This window comes from Ignavibacteriales bacterium, from assembly GCA_020635255.1.
In the GTDB taxonomy this organism is placed as follows: domain Bacteria; phylum Bacteroidota; class Ignavibacteria; order Tepidaquicellales; family Tepidaquicellaceae; genus JAEYVS01.
The window spans coordinates 105719-121716 of the sequence record JACKAC010000003.1; the positions used below are offsets into that span (position 1 = coordinate 105719).

At 41.9% G+C, this 15998-nt stretch carries 16 protein-coding genes; 8 read left to right on the forward strand and 8 right to left on the reverse strand.

What is annotated here, in order from left to right; genetic code table 11:
• Positions 1-3: 3 nt before the first annotated feature.
• Positions 4-918, forward strand: a complete 915-nt coding sequence (locus tag H6614_12970) for an ATP-dependent DNA ligase (GenBank protein ID MCB9244580.1) — start codon at positions 4-6, stop codon at positions 916-918.
• A gap of 19 nt (positions 919-937) precedes the next feature.
• On the opposite strand, the gene H6614_12975 is transcribed toward H6614_12970, so the two are convergent.
• Genes H6614_12975 through H6614_12990 form a run of 4 tightly spaced genes read right to left on the reverse strand, consistent with a single transcriptional unit; the run spans position 938 to position 5021 of the window.
• Positions 938-2641, reverse strand: coding sequence for a DUF262 domain-containing protein (locus tag H6614_12975; GenBank protein ID MCB9244581.1), 1704 nt, complete (start codon positions 2639-2641; stop codon positions 938-940).
• A 23-nt stretch (positions 2642-2664) separates the two neighbouring features.
• The gene (locus H6614_12980; GenBank protein ID MCB9244582.1) at positions 2665-3234 is read right to left on the reverse strand and encodes a DNA-3-methyladenine glycosylase I; all 570 of its coding nucleotides are present in this window, start codon (positions 3232-3234) and stop codon (positions 2665-2667) included.
• Between the two features lie 11 nt (positions 3235-3245).
• Positions 3246-3776 (reverse strand): DinB family protein, encoded by a 531-nt coding sequence (locus H6614_12985; GenBank protein ID MCB9244583.1) that lies wholly within the window; start codon positions 3774-3776, stop codon positions 3246-3248.
• A 3-nt stretch (positions 3777-3779) separates the two neighbouring features.
• Complete coding sequence (locus H6614_12990; protein MCB9244584.1) at positions 3780-5021, reverse strand: aminotransferase class I/II-fold pyridoxal phosphate-dependent enzyme; 1242 nt, start codon at positions 5019-5021, stop codon at positions 3780-3782.
• 185 nt (positions 5022-5206) lie between these two features.
• Between H6614_12990 and H6614_12995 the strand changes: the two genes are divergently transcribed.
• Genes H6614_12995 through H6614_13005 form a run of 3 tightly spaced genes read left to right on the forward strand, consistent with a single transcriptional unit; the run spans position 5207 to position 7675 of the window.
• The gene (locus H6614_12995) at positions 5207-5857 is read left to right on the forward strand and encodes an HAD-IA family hydrolase (GenBank protein ID MCB9244585.1); all 651 of its coding nucleotides are present in this window, start codon (positions 5207-5209) and stop codon (positions 5855-5857) included.
• Positions 5857-6666, forward strand: a complete 810-nt coding sequence (locus tag H6614_13000; GenBank protein ID MCB9244586.1) for a class I SAM-dependent methyltransferase — start codon at positions 5857-5859, stop codon at positions 6664-6666. Before H6614_12995 ends, H6614_13000 begins: the two co-directional genes overlap by 1 nt.
• The gene (locus H6614_13005) at positions 6659-7675 is read left to right on the forward strand and encodes a hypothetical protein (protein MCB9244587.1); all 1017 of its coding nucleotides are present in this window, start codon (positions 6659-6661) and stop codon (positions 7673-7675) included. Before H6614_13000 ends, H6614_13005 begins: the two co-directional genes overlap by 8 nt.
• On the opposite strand, the gene H6614_13010 is transcribed toward H6614_13005, so the two are convergent.
• From H6614_13010 to H6614_13025, 4 genes are read right to left on the reverse strand one after another with little or no spacing between them, the layout of a single operon-like run.
• Positions 7672-8238, reverse strand: coding sequence for a hypothetical protein (locus H6614_13010; protein ID MCB9244588.1), 567 nt, complete (start codon positions 8236-8238; stop codon positions 7672-7674). The genes H6614_13005 and H6614_13010 overlap by 4 nt on opposite strands.
• Before the next feature lie 7 nt (positions 8239-8245).
• Positions 8246-8740 (reverse strand): DUF5063 domain-containing protein, encoded by a 495-nt coding sequence (locus H6614_13015; GenBank protein ID MCB9244589.1) that lies wholly within the window; start codon positions 8738-8740, stop codon positions 8246-8248.
• Complete coding sequence (locus tag H6614_13020) at positions 8730-10064, reverse strand: DUF5063 domain-containing protein (protein MCB9244590.1); 1335 nt, start codon at positions 10062-10064, stop codon at positions 8730-8732. Before H6614_13020 ends, H6614_13015 begins: the two co-directional genes overlap by 11 nt.
• Complete coding sequence (locus tag H6614_13025) at positions 10057-10743, reverse strand: class I SAM-dependent methyltransferase (GenBank protein MCB9244591.1); 687 nt, start codon at positions 10741-10743, stop codon at positions 10057-10059. The genes H6614_13020 and H6614_13025 overlap by 8 nt, the downstream gene beginning before the upstream one ends.
• 241 nt (positions 10744-10984) lie before the next feature.
• Between H6614_13025 and H6614_13030 the strand changes: the two genes are divergently transcribed.
• The 4 genes from H6614_13030 (at position 10985) to H6614_13045 (ending at position 15982) form a co-directional block, all read left to right on the forward strand.
• Positions 10985-12244, forward strand: coding sequence for a T9SS type A sorting domain-containing protein (locus H6614_13030; GenBank protein MCB9244592.1), 1260 nt, complete (start codon positions 10985-10987; stop codon positions 12242-12244).
• Between the two features lie 49 nt (positions 12245-12293).
• Positions 12294-13118, forward strand: a complete 825-nt coding sequence (locus H6614_13035; GenBank protein ID MCB9244593.1) for a class I SAM-dependent methyltransferase — start codon at positions 12294-12296, stop codon at positions 13116-13118.
• A 4-nt stretch (positions 13119-13122) separates the two neighbouring features.
• Positions 13123-13935, forward strand: a complete 813-nt coding sequence (locus tag H6614_13040) for a hypothetical protein (protein ID MCB9244594.1) — start codon at positions 13123-13125, stop codon at positions 13933-13935.
• Between the two features lie 157 nt (positions 13936-14092).
• On the forward strand, positions 14093-15982 hold the full coding sequence (locus H6614_13045; protein MCB9244595.1) for a T9SS type A sorting domain-containing protein: 1890 nt from the start codon (positions 14093-14095) through the stop codon (positions 15980-15982).
• Positions 15983-15998: the final 16 nt, after the last annotated feature.

Consider the following 15998-nt stretch of genomic DNA (forward strand, 5'->3'; position numbering starts at 1 on the left):
GAGTTGAAAGCAGGAAAATATAATATCGAAATTTCAAACGGCAGCAAGATATTATATCCCGGTGATAATATCACTAAACAGAACGTAATTGACTATTATGATAGAGTTAGCGACCGGATGCTTCCTCTAATGAAAGACCGTCTCCTTACAATGCAGAGATTTCCAAACGGCATTGGTAAGCAGGGTTTTTATCAGAAGGACCGCTCGGATTACTTCCCGGACTGGATAAAGTCAAAGGAGATAAAGAAAGAGGGGGGACATGTCGACCAGCTCATATGCAACGACAAAGCCACACTTATCTACCTCGCCAACCAGGGATGTCTCACATTTCACATATGGCTCTCAAAAGTGAAGGCAATTAACTACCCGGACAAACTTATATTCGATCTCGATCCGCCCGGAAATAACTTTGCCATAGTAAAAAAGGCGGCTTTTGTAATAAAGGATCTGATGGAAAATGAAATGGACATGAGCGTCTTCCCGATGACAACAGGCTCGTCAGGACTGCATATAGTTTCTCCTCTAAAAGCTAAGGAGGATTTCGATACTGTAAGACGGTTTGCGAAAAAGGTCTCGACTTACCTGTCAATAAAATATCCCGATGACTACACAGTAGACATTCGTAAGGATAAAAGGAAAGGAAGGCTTTTCCTGGATTATCTGAGGAACGCTTATGCACAGACTGGAGTTGCTCCGTATTCATTACGCGCGATAAAAGGAGCACCTGTCGCGACTCCGCTTAGCTGGGGAGATCTGAATAAAAAGAACACAAATTCACAGTCGTATAATATCAACAACATCTTTAAACGATTGTCGGGTTTATCAGGAGATCCGTGGGAGGGGTTTGCGAAGAAGGCAAAAAGTATTTCAAAAGCCGAGAAAAAATTGGATAAGATTACAGAAAGTATTGATTCCTAGTTATACTAACCCGAAAAAATTAATCAAATTCAATCGATGACAGCTTGTCGTAAATAATTTTTCTACGTAAACTGATAAACTCTAAAAAATTATCAAAAGAATAATCGCTTAATTCAGGTATTGAATGAATGTTTTTAAAATAAGTATTTCTTGTCTTAATCCAATCATTAAAATCCTTGTCATTCTTTTCAAGATTTTCAGAATCCGTTAACAATTGCAAGTTTAAAATAGTATTACAGTGAGCTTGGTATTCTTTTATTTTCGCTTCAGTATACCCACGTCTACTTAATTTCGCTTTTGTAAATTCAGACTTCGGATAAATATGATCTTCATGATATTTAACATCTTTCCACTCCCTATCCCTATATAGCAAGGAAAGTATTGAAAAGCTATATTTAGTTTTGTAAGTAGTCTCTAGTAATTCGTTTATTTCTAAATCACTTAAAGTAGGCTCAACTTTAAGTCTACTATTTAGTTCAGTATATGGAAAACTACCTAAATCTGACTCTTCAATTACTGATTTTGTATTTGAAAGTACCGTATCAGAGGAACTCCCAAATATATTCTTTAAGAGAACTAATATTAACCAAGTTGCAATATTTTTCTGATCTTTGAAGTGATTTTTATTACTGGAATTGGAATAGTTTTTAAATCCCTCTTTTTTCAAGTAAAGCGAAATTGGAAGTAATACTCCAGATGAGGTTAAATTTTTATCATTGAATCCAAATCTGTATACCAGCCTTATACTTTCCTCAATATAATTTTTAATATTCTCCCAGTTTTTTTCTATCTTCACTAGATTATCTTTTGTGAAGTTTGCAACTTTATATTTTATTGGTAAATCCTCTGTTAAATATAAACAACCTTTTAATACAAAATCTTTGTCGAATGAATATCCATTTCCAATCTTATTTATAGCATCAGTAAAATTATTTAATTCCTCTCTAGCATTTAAATTCTCCCATTTTGCAGTAGCTTTTGACAAAAGGATGTCAGAATATTCAAGCTTTTTCCCTCCAGTGTTAGTCCTAACGAAGATTTCTACAACTTTATCATAATCTTGATCTTTCACTTCATAATAGTTAACTAACCTTTGGCTGAAAACAATATTGTAAAGATCATTAATCAAATTGTGAGCATTATCTTTTTTTTCTTGACTATAATCTGAAATATCCATTAGTACTTCATTAATAGCTGTAGTAGGTTTGTCATATTTTAGAATGTTGGAAACTTGATACCAATATTCATCCGAAGTTGATTTTGCTTCCGAAGGCTCTACAAACTTAAATTGATAAGTTAATATATCAGGATCCTCAGATTTTTCTGGTTTTTTAAAAAGATTTAAGTATAATTTTGTTTCTTTCCATTGATAGTAAAAATATCTATAGGTCCCTTTCAAACCTATAAATAAAGATGTCAGTCTTTGCTGTCCATCGAGCACAAGATTAATATCTTTTCTAATTTCATTTAAGTTTGCTTCAGAATTATGAGGAGATTCTGCATCAAACTTCTTAAAAAACTCGTATACTGTCCAGTCTTTAATATGCTCTTCCCGAATTTTCCAAAATAAAAATGACCCAATAGGGTACCCCAACATTAAAGAATCAAACAGTTTTTCTACCTGTTCAGGCTTCCATATAAACTCTCTTTGAATGTCGGGCAAAAAAATTGTTCTGTTCAATTCATCGATAACATCTATTATTTGGTCGTCGTCATAGCTCATTTTATTTATATTTGAATTATTAACTATTTAAACTTCTTTACCTCTTTATATCTAAAACAGTCCACGAAGTGATCGTTGACCATGCCCGCCGCCTGCATATAGGCATAGCATATCGTCGAGCCGACGAATTTAAACCCGCGTTTTTTTAGATCCTTGCTCATCGCGTCCGATTCCGGGGATGTAGCTTGATAATCCTTCATAGTTTTGTGCTTATGGTGGATGGTCTTCCCGCCGGTGAACTGCCATATATACTTATCGAATGATCCAAACTCCTTTTGCACTTCCATTAACTTCTGTGCGTTTGTTACGGCGGAGTGAACTTTGAGCTTGTTGCGGATGATGCCTTCGTCCTTTAGGAGAGAGTTAATTTTTCGCTTATCATACTTAGCTATCTTCTTATAATCGAAATTGTCAAATGCCTTCTTAAAATTCTTACGCTTCCTTAGAATTGTGGACCAGCTGAGTCCAGCCTGAAATCCGTCGAGCAATAAAAATTCATAATGCTTCCTGTCGTTGTGAACAGGATTTCCCCATTCATTATCATGGTACTCTACCATGAGGGCATCACTGCCGGGCCATAAACATCGCTTCATTTGTTTCGCCATCAGTTATCTTTCTTTTTGCTCCAGCCTGCCATTCTTAACAGCATGAACATCTGTCCGCGGTGATGTGCTTCGTGCTCGATGAGATGGTATATGATCCACTTCTTGATGAACTTATAATCCTTGCCGTCATGTGTACGGGTAACCTCTTTCTCGAGGTCATCATCAGTCATTGTGTTAATATAATCTAGCAGCATTTTCCTGGTTTCAGCCATTGTGTCGAAATACGCTTGTACTTCGAGCGCTTCTGTAGGAGGTTCACCCTTATCTTCACCCCACGCATCATACCATGAATTATAATAGGAACGCTTCTTTATGTCGTCGCTTATTTCGACCGTATCTTCAGAAAGAGCCTTCAACCAACCAAGGTCAACTTCGGCAAAGTGCATGAGGTATGCTCCTATGGGAAACTCGCCCGGAACCGGCGGAGTAAACAACTGCTCCTTCGTTAAATGATCCACGCCTTTGAGAAGGACTTTTCTTATGTCTTCCAACTCATATATAAGCAGGTCGATGTTTTTTCTTTCAGCCATTTATTAACTAATTTTATCTAAAGCAGTTTTAAGATTTGACATTATTACAGGAACTTCATCCGCCGTGCACGTACCGACCGATAATCTGAACCATGTCGGGTTATTGTGTGCGCCAAATGCAGTGAAAGGTATCAATCCGATCTTCGCCTCATCGATGAGGAATGTCGTTATGTCATCGGAGTTTTCAATTACTTTTCCATCAGGACCGGTCTTGCCAAGCAGATCAAACTCCACAGTAAGGTACATTGCCGCTTGTGGCTCGATAGCGTTTACGGGATAGCGCGCTTCTTTTAGGGCGGAGAACTCTTTATAAAACCCGGATAGTGATCCGTAAAGCCTTTGTTTTACTGATCTTACATGTGCTTCAACGTCTTCACTTCTGTTAAGATAATTCGTTATTCCCACCTGCTCCGCTGTTGCCGTGAATGCTCCAATGTGTGAGATAATTGATTTCATTTTATTTATCAATGCGGGCGGACCGAACCCCCATCCGGCGCGCAAGCCTGTCGCGCAGAATGTTTTGGAAAGCCCGTCGATAAAAACGGTATACTCGCGCATGTCCGGATTAATTGCAACGGGATTGTAGTGTTCATAATCGCCGTAAGTAAGCATCCAGTATATCTGGTCCAGCATGAGGTAAACAGGTTTTCTGTTCCCGGAGCGTTTTGCATTTTCGGCAAGAATTAGATTGCAGATGTCCTCCATGCCCTCGCGGGTGAGAACCGTTCCCGTAGGGTTCTGGGGTGAACAAAGCGAAATAAGATTCGCATCACCGATATAAGGAGCTATCTCCTCTGCAGTTGGCATAAAATTATTCTCCGCTTTCGTCTCTATCACCCATCCCTTAGCATCGGCGAGGTGAGTGTAGTGATTGTTATTCCACGATGGAACGGGATAGATTACACCGTCACCCTCATCCAGTATCGTTCTATAAACCGCGTACACCAACGCGCGCGCGCCACCGGCTATCAAAAACTCCGCCGGGCTGTAATCGAGTCCTTCGTATTTCTTTATGTAATCGGAAATGGCTTCACGGTATTCGGGATTACCCTGTGGGTTTGGATAAGTTGTATTCCCGTCTTTGTATGACTTTGCAATTTCTTCTTCCAGCTCAGCCGGGATAGGATATATCTTTGAGTCGAAGTCGCCTATCGTCAGATTATAAATTTCGTATCCCTGCTTTTTCTTATCTTTGATTTCGTTAGCTATACGTAATATGCTCGATCCCTCGAGCGTCTCAGCCATACGGCAAACGCTCGGAACTGCCCGGTCTGCTATTTTTTCTGCTGTACTCATTTCGGTTAAAAGTTATGTTTGGGTTTACTGCAATATAACTTTTCCCGTTGTCATTTTTGATGAAATAATCTTTCCTAAATCACTTCAATCAAAAACGTAAATACATTACCTTTATTACTTATCCACAAAATCAAATGAGTAAGAAATACGACGCAATATTATTCGATTTTGATTTCACTCTCGCGGACGCTTCCGAGGGGATTGAGCATTGCCTCCGTTATGGCTTTGAGCAGATGAATCTAGAATTCATATCGCCCGGAATGGAAAAATATACCGAGGGTATAACACTGACCGAGCTTATCTCCAGACATTCAGGGAATAAAGATTCCAAAATCCTTGAAGGCATCTATTCTAATTACCTTGTAGTAGCAAAAGAACAAATGACCAATATGACCCGTTTCTTTGATGATACGCATGACGCCTTGCTGCATCTAATAAAAAATGATTACCGATTAGGAATTGTTTCAAATAAATACCGTTTCAGGATCGAGGAATTTCTTAGTAAGCATAATTATCTCGATTTGTTCGAAGTGATCGTAGGAACTGAAGATGTAAAGGAAATGAAACCTGCTCCGGAAGGACTTTTACTGGCAATGAAAAGAATGAACTCAAAAAAAGAGAATACTCTCTTCATCGGGGACAATCCCATAGACGCGATGACGGCAAAGAACGCCGGAACGGATTTCATCGGGATTTCACGATACGGGCATAAGCATTTCGAAAATTCCGACAGCGATCTGATCGCATTAATTAAAACATTGGACGAATTAAAAGCGCATTTATAATGGACGACAAACATAAAGAGTATTTCGAAACGAACAAGAACTCCTGGAACGGCAGGACCGCCATACATATTGGTTCGGAGTTTTATGATATAGAGAGCTTTAAAAAAGGAAAGAGTTCACTTATGAACATAGAGCTCGATGCCCTCGGCGATGTTAAGGGAAGATCACTCCTTCACCTTCAATGCCACTTCGGTATGGACACTCTATCCTGGGAGCGTGAAGGCGCGATTGCAACAGGCATCGATATCTCCGATGAAGCCCTGCGCCAGGCGGAAAAATTAAGAGACGAATTAGGACTAAAATCATGCTTCGTTAATTCAAACATTTACGACCTCAAAGACAACCTCGAAGGGCAGTTCGATATCGTGTTCACCTCGTACGGTGTGCTCGGCTGGCTTCATGATATGGATGGATGGGCGGAGATAGTCTCGCATTTTACAAAACCCGGCGGGACGTTTTACATAGTAGAATTTCATCCGTTCTATCTCACGTTCGATCCCGAATTCAACTCCATCCCATACAGTTATTTTAATACCGGAAAACCCTATGTTGAGGAACACGAGGGAACTTACACAGGCGGCGGTGACGGAAATTTCTTCATCGATTACCAGTGGAGCTTTACCCTCTCGGACGTTATCAACTCGCTCATTAAGCATGGATTCACTATTGAAGAATTCAATGAATATCCCTACTCTGCTTACCCTTGTTTCCCGGAGAATGAGGAAATAGAGCCGGGTAAGTTCGTTAATAAACATTGCGGGACAAAGATACCGCATATGTTCTCCATAAAAGCGCGCAAGAATGGATAAGAAGGTAAACGTACTTTTTCTTTTCAAACCCTTCCCCGCTTTAAAGAAGCGCTTCCGGGAACGGCTCGGAAAACATAAGAACCTCCGCCTCATCTTCCCCAATAAAACCGACGAGAAGACACTGCTAAAATACGCTCCTGAAGTAAACGCCATCGTTGGCTGGATGCCCCCGGAGAAGCTTCTGCAGAAAGCAGAGAACCTCAACCTCTGCATAAATCCCGGTGCCGGTGTGAAACACCTGATGAAGATGTTTACCGAACTCACTAAAAAGCGAAAAGTGGTACTCGTAAACGGGCACGGTAACGCGTACTTCACCGCACAACACACGGTAGCAATGCTTCTCACGCTCGCCAATAAGATACTTCCCCACCACAGGTGGCTTTCGGAAGGCAAGTGGCGTCTCGGCGATAAAGCCGCAAAGTCAATTCCCCTCCGAAAAAAGACCGTCGGATTCCTGGGTTACGGGCATATCCCAAAGCAGGCTCATAAGTTCCTGTCCAATTTCGATCTCGATTTCATCGCATTGAAAAGGTCGTGGAAAAAAGGGGAAGGCAAAGGATTGAAGCGAAAATATACCACCGCACAGCTGGATGATTTTGTGAAGCAGACCGACATACTCATCATAGCGCTTCCGCAGACAGGTAAGACGAAGGAAATGATAAAGCTGAAACAACTGCGCTTGCTCGGAAGGGACGGTCTGCTGGTAAACGTTGGACGCGGGGATGCTGTCAAAGAAGAAGCACTGTACAAAGCATTAAAAGAAAATATCATCGCGGGCGCGGCTATAGACGTATGGTATGACTATGATCCTAAGCCCGACCGCAAAGGCAGGAAGTACCCGTATCACTTCCCCTTCCACAAACTCGGTAACACGATCATCTCGCCTCACCGCGCGGCATCACCCTTCGACGACCTCGACCGCTGGGACGACGTCATAGAAAACCTCTCCCGCCTCGCGCAGGGAAAAAGGAAGTTTTTGAATGAAGTTGATGTGAGAGAAGGGTATTAATTACATTTTAGTAATTTCACATTCCCGCAGGAAAAATAGTCTCCATATATAAGCGATAGGAATATTTCCCCGGAAAAAAGTGTATAAACATTATCATCTTGAGTCATAGTATAATCAGCTGAAAGTAAATTTTTCTTCAATTTATTGTCCGATACATAAGCAACACCGCAAATAACTTTTACAGAGTCATTTATGCCCTTATCTTCTAATTTTAGAAATTCACTATACTCATACGCACTGCCCGGAAATATCTCAACGATTTTATCCTCAAATTCCATACCGGGTGAATACTCCATACCTAGATCAATTATTATATATCTTCCATTTTCCCCAGTGCCATTTATAGCATGTTGTTCATATAAAGCATAAATAGTCTCGCAGGAAATATTTCTTATTCTGTAACTTATCTTTATAGAATCATTGAGGCAATTCTCTTTACCATGAATCTGCACCATAACATTTACAACGTCATCCTGATAGAAGAATTTTTGAACAGATTTATCCTGGGCAAAGGAACTATTGCAGATGAATACAAATATTGGTATTAGAATTATCGCTCTCAATGAATGCTTAAGAATCTCCCCAATAATAATCATGAAGGTAATAATATATAACATATTGAGCTACAGCCATATGTCTTCCCCAATGTGATACATAACCGAATTGTAATTCCCATAATGCATCTTGCTTGTAGTTATCATCACCGTTATCATATTTTTCAATTTCACTTTTTAAATCCTCATAAATTTCAAAAATATCCAGGATCAAGTCATTGCTGACCGGTTCTTCCTTTTTAAATGGATTAAAGGAATAGTGGTATATGACACCACCAAACTTTTCTCGCATACCCTTCAGAATTCCATTATCTCCATTAAAATCCTTATCCGGTACATTACTGAGTGGAATGTGAGGTAAAGCTAGCACTGTAAAACTAATCTTAGAAAATAACTGATCCACTTTAGTAAAGAAATCTTTCACTTCGTAATTATCATAATCCTCAACTAAAGAGCAATAGTTCCTAATTGTAGAAATTAACTCATCGATATTATTTTTTTCATCGACCATCTTCATCCTTTCCAAAAATCATGTCATCATAGTCCTCACTTTCATCTCTGTCTAACCCATTATAATGGTATATAATTGCATTTAATGCATGTAATGCTGAAGTAAGATGATGCCCCCAGTGGCCAAAATACAACTGTATATTCCATAAAATATCTTGCTTAACTCCAATAGGGCGATCAAAAAATTTAACAATAGGATAAAGATCCAAATATATACTATCGATGTCTTCAGCTAACATACTTGAAACCGTTTCTTCACTCTTATAATAGGGGTTGTAAACAAGATTATAGCGGCTATACTTTTCACCAATAAATTCGTATAAATTACTAAACTTGCTTTCATCCACTTTTTTGAATCTTTCATCTCTGTCAAAATATTCCAGAGTGTGTGGTATTTCAGGCAGACATAAATATGTTTGGTATATTAAGGCTATATCTTTAGAAACTTCTGTAAAAAACCCTATCAATGAATAATCTTTATAATTCTCAATAGTGTCAGTATATTTTTTTACCGCGTTTATAAAAATTTGTATTCTCTCATCTTCAAAATCTTCATCTGTTAACCCAACACAACCATTATATAATCTTGTTACATATTCCAGTTCTACTTTCCCGTCCTTCTGGTGCTTGTCGTAGAAGGTTTGTATGGCGTTCATGAGTTCGGGGCCTGCTTCGTCCTCTGCCGGCATATCCGAATACGAAAATATCCTCCCTTTTAACGCAATAAGATCCATTTCCTGTACGTTCTTAAATTCCTTCTTTTCGAATCCCGATCCTGCAAAGAATGGCTCTACGTATTTCTCTACTGTCTCATAGCTTTTCTTGATAAGGCTTTTATCGGTACAGTACTCCTCCAGTATACGGTCATAATCCTTCATACGATCGCCGGATGCGTGTTCATTCCATATGAGAAAAACCTCATCGGAGGGCGACTTTAGTATTCGCTTAAATTCTTCCCTGGTTTTTTCTATATCGAACCAGTGAAAAGCCTGAAAGCAAACAATAATATCAATACTCCCTGACGGCAGGGCAGTATTTTCCGCGGTACCGTCCACACTGTGAAATTTCTCATACCCGGCAAGCTCCTGCTCCGCTCTTTCGCGCATTTCTTTGTTTGGCTCTACTCCATAGACCGTGCATCCCGCTTCGAGAAATAGCTTTGCCCCGATACCCGTACCCATCCCTACGTCGGCGATTATATCTTCGGACCATAGCCCGACATCATCGGACTGTAACCAGTCCATCATTTCCTTTGGATAACCCGGGCGGTACTTAGCATAGTTATCTTCCCTCCCTGAGAAGCGTGTGGTCGACTTCTTATCCAACCTTCCCCCTGTACACCCTCGTTATGTATTCCAGCTCTATCTTTCCGTCCTTCTGATGTTTGTCGTAGAAGGTTTGTATTGCGTTCATTAGTTCGGGCGTGGCTTCCTCCTCCGTCGGCATATATGAACTCGAGAATATCCGTCCCTTCAGTCCGGCGAGGTCCACCTCCTGTATGTTCCTGAACTCCTTCACCTCGTACCCGCTCTCTCCGAAGAATGGTGCTATGTCCTCCTCCTGCACGGCGTCGCTGTGACGCACGAGTTTATAGTCCGTCCCGTAGTCCACGAGTATCTGGTCGTAATCCTTCATCCCGACGGTCGCGGTGCGCTCGTTCCAGATGAGAAAGACTTCCGACTCATCCGTCCTTAATATACGCTTGAATTCCTCCCGCGCCTTATCTATATCGAACCAGTGGAACGCCTGGCAGCACACTATGAGATCCACACTATCGAAGGGAAGCGTCGTATCCTCGGCAGTCCCATCCACGCTGTGGAATTTCTCGTACACCGCCAGCTCCTGCTCGGCTCTTTCGCGCATCGGCGCGTTTGGTTCCACACCATAGACAGTACACCCGGCATCCAGGAATAGCTTCGTCGAGATACCCGTGCCCATTCCCACGTCGGCTACTACGTTCTCCGGCACGAGCCCGACTTCATCCGATGTGAACCAGTCCATCATCGCTTTTGGATAGCTGGGACGGTACTTCGCGTAATTATCTACACGGTTAGAAAATCGTTTTGTTGGTGATTTTTCCATAGTTTATATTTGAATCCTACGTTTAAGATGAGATTAATATTGTAATGTCTTAATAATTATTATTAATTTATTATGTACATGCTAAAAGACGCTGATCACCTGCGGGTAAATAGCCAGAGCCATCCGACGGTTATTAGCCTGCAGGAGTAAGCGGGAAAGTTTTATGATAAAATATATATTAACCATATTATTCTTTTTAGTAAATTGCATTCCCTCGGGAGTATCCGCTCAATGGGTAAAGATAAATTCCCTTTCAGCAACATCAGTAAGAGAGATCAAGTACGAATCAGGCGCATTCTACGCGCCGGCAGGAAACGGGCTCTGGAGATCTACAAATGATGGCGTGAATTGGACCAATATAAGCAATGGTCTTTCCGGTGACGCTCTAATTACATATGATATATTTTTCGATAGCGGATCGATCTTTATAACGACGGTCGAAGGAAATTTCAAAACCACTAATGGCGGCTTGAATTGGGAAGCGAAAAGTACCGGTATAGTCATTGGACCGGGCGCAACCAAAAGATACTGCTATTCATTGATCCGGTACCACGGTGCATTATACTGCGGGGCTTTCTCAGGACTGTATAAATCCACTGACGGAGGAGACAATTGGACCCTCAGCGGTATACCCGGACCTCACTCAAATGTGGAAGTGCTTTACGAATATGATGACCAGCTATGGGCAGGTCGGACCAATACCGCCAGCAACGGTACTCTGCAAAGAACCACCGACGACGGAGCTACCTGGAACACGATCCAGTTTTTCGGGCAGTTCAACCCGGAAGTTTTCTGTTTCCATACCGCCCCTGACAATAAATTATTCATAGGTACCGGGCACGGGGTGTATGCTACATCAAATGGCGGCGCTAACTGGGCTCCACTGGTAAATGGGCTCCCATCCGATCCGTATAATTCATCTATAATACAAAGAGGAAGCACATTATATACATCAACTAAATTCGGCGGGAATGGTGTGTACCAATCGACCAATGAAGGTCAGACATGGGAAGAAATAAGCGGTAACCTCCCCTTTGTATCGGATACTTATGATCTGATAATTGTTGGGGATACTCTCTATCTCGCCGCGTCAAACGGAATATATAAGTCAACTATTTCATCATTAACAGCCGTACATAACTCTACATCGGAATTGCCCGGTAATTTTTCTCTTTATCAAAATTATCCCAATCCATTCAACCCGTCCACAAAGATAAAATTCGACATCCCGAAAAGCGGATTTGTCACTCTCACAGTATATGATGCCACTGGACGCCAGGTAGCTCAGCTGGTGAATGAAAACCTCTCTCCCGGCTCATATTCGGCGGAATTCCGGGCCGATGGCTTGACAAGCGGAATTTATTTTTATAAGTTGATAACTGGGGAATATTCCACAACCAGGAAAATGGTTCTGGTCAAATAACCTTTTTCTCTCCCTTTACATTTCATAACTAAAATAATAGGAGTTTATTATGGAGCAATCCGGGGGTCCTGACATTGGCATTATTAAACAAAAAATGGCAGCCACATGGGCAAATGGCGATTTTGGTGTGATCGCGAAAACACTTATGCCCGCTGCAAACGACCTTATCGACAGCCTGGAGATTGGTCCCGGCTCAAAGGTTCTTGATGTAGCATGCGGAAGCGGTAACCTGGCAATAGTTTCTTCGCGAAAAGGCGCTGACGTAAAAGGCGTAGACATTGTGGAAGACCTGATCCGCCAGTCAAAGGAGAGAGCAAATGAGGAGGATCTGAATATTGAATTTATTACCGGCGATGCTGAAGCAATGCCATATCCCGACAATGAATTCGATTTTGTAGTAACGATGTTCGGCGCAATGTTCTGCCCGCGTCCGGATGTAACAGCAAAAGAGCTATTCCGCGTCTGCAAACCCGGCGGAAAAGTTGCTATGGCTAACTGGACGCAGAACGATTTTGCGGAAGATTTCTTTGGTACCATCAGCAGGTTTGCACCTCCTCCCCCGCCCGGAATGGCTAAGCCCAATGAGTGGGGTGAAGAAGAGATCGTGAAGCAGAGATTCGGAGACTATGCATCGAATATCGAATTTACAAAACGCACTACAGAGCTGGTCTATGATGCAGATCCGGCAGGTACTACGGAAGCCTTCGTTAAATATTTCGGACCGATAAAAACTGTTTATGAGATGCTGGATGATGAAAAGAAAAAGGAGTTTACGGATGCCATTACGGACGTTTTCAAAAAGTATAATGTATCGGAAGGAAGTAATAACGTCATGATAGGTGAATACCTGCAGGTGGTAGCAACTAAAGCATAGCATAATGGATGATAAGTTTCTAAGAAAGATAGAATCTGCCGAATGGGAGCAGGTTTCCACGGCAGTAAAAAATTACATTCATAATCACCGCAGTACAAAGGATGTGGCATTGCTGGATGTCGAGAGCTTCGGAGCAATAGCCGTTCCTCCGCTGGACGTCCTCGGCTTCAATCGCGTTCTCGACCTCGGCATTAATAATCCCGTCAGTGATCACGACGTGGATGCTATTCTGGATTTCTACAGGGCTAATAAAGTCCGGCGGTTTTTTATTAATGTCAGCCCGGTGGCAATGCCGGGCAATGTCGCTGAGACCCTGTCAGCAAAGGGTTTTCGGCATTATAATAACTGGGCTCAGATGTGTTATACACTGCCGGCTGAGATCGAACCGATCAGCTCTGAACTCGAAGCGCGGCCGGCGCACTCCGAAGATAAAGAAACTTTCGCTTACATAATTAACCGTGCTTTCGAATGGCCGGGATATGCGGGTGAACTTGTCGCTGCCTCTATCGGTCTTCCTAACTGGATTCACTTTATTATTTATGAGGGCGCGGAGCCCATATCGGCCGCTGCGATGTACACCGCCGGGGACATCGGTTCGCTTGTTATTGGTGGTACACTGGAAAAGCACCGCGGAAAAGGTGCGCAGAAGCTCCTCATCAACTACCGCTCACGCAAAGCCATCGAAGCCGGATGCAAATACCTCGTTACCGAAACCGCCGAGGACCTTCCCGAAAGACCATCCCCCTCATACCGCAACATGATAAAGTCAGGATTCGAACTGGCATATATCAGACCAAACTGGATTTATGAATTTTAAGTGAATTAATTACGACAGCGCAAATTGGCGGACTTTACATAAGCCCTTATATAAAATCTGTTAACTACATATTTAACAATAATATAAAGGAGCAACAATTCTTTTATTTCTCTCGTATCTAGGGTAGAAGACTATTTAAAAACAAAGCGCCCTCAATATGAGACTAATCTACATTTTTCTCACTCTTATCTTTTTGCCTCAATTAGTATCAGCCCAGGAAATCCGGAATGCACCGCAGACAAATTATAACTACCTGGGTAACAATGCTAATGACAAAAACGACGTATCTGGACTTAATAAGATCCGGGTTCCTTCTGAACATGAGGAAGCTCTTATCGGCAAGATCAAACAGCTCAAAGAAAACGACAGTCCTGAAAATAAAGAAGAGCTTATAAAGCTCGAAGAGGAGCTTGCTAAGTTGAGAGGAGAAGCTTCCGTTATTACTTCTCCCTCGCCAACCGGAGCTATACTTACCCGTGTTCCCGAAAATTCAGCCGCCAGCATTTCGATCGACAATAACAGGATATATAACAATCCTAACTCGACAATAAAAGGAATTGCCACTGCGGTCGAACAGCGGGGATCGTCAGCCGGGAAAATATGGCTGGTATATGTCTTCTCCGGCAACCCGGCATTCCCCGATTCCATCAGGATCTATAATTCCACCAATGGAGGCAATACATGGAATTTCTACGTTACGGGGAATTTCGCGCCATACGACCGTATGGTACCCGGTGAACTCGACCTCGAGATAATCGAGAATAACTCAGGGCAAAAATACCTCTGGCTGATTTGCGGATATACGGACCCGACCGGAGATCTTCGATCCAACGTAGGCGGGTTTATTATGCAGGCACCGAGTGTTAACGGGGTATTCCTTACTTTTAACTGGCCTGATGGAGATTCGCTCAAACGGTATTATAATCCCCGAATAACTTCAGATAACTCTGTGTATCTCAATAATCCGTATACCTACATTATATGCTCATTTGATTCGACCGACGGAAACGGCAACCATTTTAACGGGCAAAAATATGTCCGGTGTTTAAATCCATATACCGTTAGTCCTGCTTTTACCTATCAGCCGGAGAATTTCTATTGGTATAGTAATCCCGGTCCGGCAGGATACGTTCGGGATGTGTATTCTGACATAGCATATTTTCAAAATGGAGGACAGGATTCGATCATTGTTTCATTTTCAGGTGTACCGGACAGTAATACCATATTTTTTTCTAAAGCCGATATAACAGGCAGCCTTGCATCAGTAGGGGGAAGTTCAACCCAGGGGGGAAGCGATCCTAACAGCATGAAAACAAATGCCCGTTTATCAAGCAATGGAAACGGCAACGGCAGTGTGATCTGTGTATTCAATCAATATAGCTCCGGAAACCGGAATGTGAAATACTTCCGTACCGATAATTACGGTAATTTCAATTCCCTCGCGGGACAGAGCGTATTATGGGGAAGTTTAACCAACCAAAATTACCGCCCGGATATTATTGGTACCCGTAATGGCGATATACATTATTTTACATTCGGAACATCCGATGCTGTTGCCGACTCGATTCAATATATTTCCGTTACAACGGACGGTATCACAAACCAGATCCATAAAATGAATGCGGTAGATTCCGTTACAGGATCTGCTCCGCCTGTAGCCGGATTCAGATATGTGGATGGAGACAGCTGCTTTATTCTATACTCCGGGCCGGAGGCTCACAGCGTATGGAATGCCAGGGGCTGTACCGGAGATCCGATTGGTATCCTAAATATTTCTGCTCCCGTCCGGTATTCTTTATCACAAAATTATCCGAATCCATTCAATCCGGTTACTAGAATAAATTTTTCCATACCGGTAAGAGGATATGTAAGACTGGCTCTGTTTGATCTTTTGGGTAAGGAGGTTGCAATGCTCGTAAATTCAGACAAGGAAGCCGGGTCATACATTATAGATTTCAATGCTTCGGCAATACCAAGCGGCGTATATTTTTACAAACTCGAAAGTGGTGAATTCAAAGAAACAAAAAAAATGCTGGTGGTCAAATGACCGCCGGCATTTTATA

Excerpts from the sequence above, each read along its gene's own strand:
- H6614_13030 (MCB9244592.1), top strand. The coding sequence starts at position 10,985 with ATGATAAAATATATATTAACCATATTATTCTTTTTAGTAAATTGCATT.
- H6614_13015 (MCB9244589.1), bottom strand. The coding sequence starts at position 8,740 with ATGGTCGATGAAAAAAATAATATCGATGAGTTAATTTCTACAATTAGG.
- H6614_13025 (MCB9244591.1), bottom strand. The coding sequence starts at position 10,743 with ATGATGGACTGGTTCACATCGGATGAAGTCGGGCTCGTGCCGGAGAAC.
- H6614_13040 (MCB9244594.1), top strand. The coding sequence starts at position 13,123 with ATGGATGATAAGTTTCTAAGAAAGATAGAATCTGCCGAATGGGAGCAG.
- H6614_13000 (MCB9244586.1), top strand. The coding sequence starts at position 5,857 with ATGGACGACAAACATAAAGAGTATTTCGAAACGAACAAGAACTCCTGG.
- H6614_12995 (MCB9244585.1), top strand. The coding sequence starts at position 5,207 with ATGAGTAAGAAATACGACGCAATATTATTCGATTTTGATTTCACTCTC.
- H6614_13045 (MCB9244595.1), top strand. The coding sequence starts at position 14,093 with ATGAGACTAATCTACATTTTTCTCACTCTTATCTTTTTGCCTCAATTA.
- H6614_13035 (MCB9244593.1), top strand. The coding sequence starts at position 12,294 with ATGGAGCAATCCGGGGGTCCTGACATTGGCATTATTAAACAAAAAATG.
- H6614_12980 (MCB9244582.1), bottom strand. The coding sequence starts at position 3,234 with ATGAAGCGATGTTTATGGCCCGGCAGTGATGCCCTCATGGTAGAGTAC.
- H6614_12990 (MCB9244584.1), bottom strand. The coding sequence starts at position 5,021 with ATGGCTGAGACGCTCGAGGGATCGAGCATATTACGTATAGCTAACGAA.
- H6614_12975 (MCB9244581.1), bottom strand. The coding sequence starts at position 2,641 with ATGAGCTATGACGACGACCAAATAATAGATGTTATCGATGAATTGAAC.
- H6614_13005 (MCB9244587.1), top strand. The coding sequence starts at position 6,659 with ATGGATAAGAAGGTAAACGTACTTTTTCTTTTCAAACCCTTCCCCGCT.
- H6614_12985 (MCB9244583.1), bottom strand. The coding sequence starts at position 3,776 with ATGGCTGAAAGAAAAAACATCGACCTGCTTATATATGAGTTGGAAGAC.